Source organism: Acrocarpospora corrugata (genome assembly GCF_009687845.1).
Lineage (GTDB): Bacteria > Actinomycetota > Actinomycetes > Streptosporangiales > Streptosporangiaceae > Acrocarpospora > Acrocarpospora corrugata.
In genome coordinates, this window is record NZ_BLAD01000003.1 from 1 (window position 1) to 1,689 (window position 1,689).

Here is a 1,689-nt window from a genome sequence, read left to right on the forward strand (position 1 = left end):
CCCCAGCCCGCATCACCGAACTCCTCACCACCGCCCAAGCCACCGCCGTCATCGCCGACAACCCACCCCCCACATTCCCCGGCACCTGGCTCCCCCGAACGGCCCTACACACCGACCCAATCCCTTCCTGCCGCCCCGACCCCTCCCCACCCTCCACGCAAGGCGGTCTCGCTCAAGGCGGTCTCGCTCAAGGCGGTCTCGCTCAAGGCGGTCTCGCTCAAGGCGGTCTCGCTCAAGGCGGTCTCGCCTACGTCGTTTTCACCTCTGGCTCGACCGGCCACCCCAAGGGGGTCATGGTCGGCCACGACACCCTCTCCAACCTGACCAGATCCTTCCGCGAGGCCCACGGCTTCGGCCCCGGCCATCGCATCCTGATGCTCCCTCCCCTCACCTTCGACGCCTCAGCCGGAGACCTCTTCCCCGCCCTCACCTCCGGCGCAGCCCTCGTCCTCCACCCCGAACCCGCACGAATAGACGCCCAAGAGCTCATCACCTTCTGCACCCGCCACGGCGTCACCGCCATCGACACCGCCGCCTCCCTCTGGCGCCAATGGACCAACGACCTCTCCCAGGTCCCCCCAACCTGGCCGGTAAAGATCATGATGATCGGCGGCGAATCCGCCCCCACCCAAACCGCCCACAACTGGCACCAAGCCACAAACGGCAAAACAACCCTCTACAACCACTACGGCCCCACCGAAGCCACCGTCTGCGCCACCGTCCACACCATGCCCGCCGACGCGACGATCGCAGGTTCAGCGGGAAGCGCGAACGCTACAGGCGTAGCGGGCAACGCGGGCAACGCGGGCAACGCCGGCGTGGCGGGCAACGCGGGCAACGCCGGCGTGGCGGGCGTGGCGGGCGTGGCGGGCGGAGCTCATGGCGCGGGCGTGGCCGGTGGCCATGGCGGTAGGTCGGGCGAGTTGGGCGTGGGTGGTCGCTCGGGTGTCGCGGGCGGCTTTGGTGGTCAGTCGGATGGCTTGGGCGGTCTGGGGAATCTGCCGATTGGGGTGGAGCTCCCGCATGTTCGCGCGTACATCCTCGATCGGCACGGTGGGCCCAGTCCGGTTGGTGTTTATGGGGAACTTCATCTGGCAGGGGAGTGCCTGGCCGTTGGCTATATCGGCCAGCCGGGACAAACCGCCCGCAGCTTCATTCCTGACCCGTTCACCGGCACCCCGGGCGCGAGGATGTACCGTACCGGCGACTTAGTCCGCCGCCATCCCGACGGCACCATCGAATTCGCTGGCCGTTACGATCGCCAGCTGAAAATACGCGGACACCGCATTGAGCCTGCCGAAATCGAGGCAGCGCTGAGCTCTCATCCCAGCGTCACAGATGTCGCAGTCGTCGCCATCGACGATCGACTCGTTGTGTATGTGGCAACCAAAGGGGCTGATTCGTTCGGCGGTGAAAATGTGCTCGGGGTAGTAAGCGGGGATTCGGCTGGGGTTCTGTTGAGGCGGTTTTTGCGGGAGAGGGTGCCGGATTATTTGGTGCCTGATGTGGTCGTGGTTGTGGAGGAGATTCCTCGGAATAGCCATGGGAAGGTGGAGTTGGGGGCGCTTCCTGGGGTGGAGGCAGTTTATGAGGAGCCTCGGGGAGTGGTTGAGGAGGTGCTGGCGGATATTTGGGGGAAGGTGGTTGGGGTGAAAGGGGGGATTGGGCGGCGGGCTAATTTTTTTGAGG

At 65.8% G+C, this 1,689-nt stretch carries 1 protein-coding gene; it reads left to right on the top strand.

From position 1 onward, the window contains the following. Positions 1-119: 119 nt before the first annotated feature. The coding region (locus Acor_RS00025) for an AMP-binding protein (RefSeq protein WP_340163123.1) at positions 120-1,689 on the top strand (1,570 nt) is incomplete at its 3' end.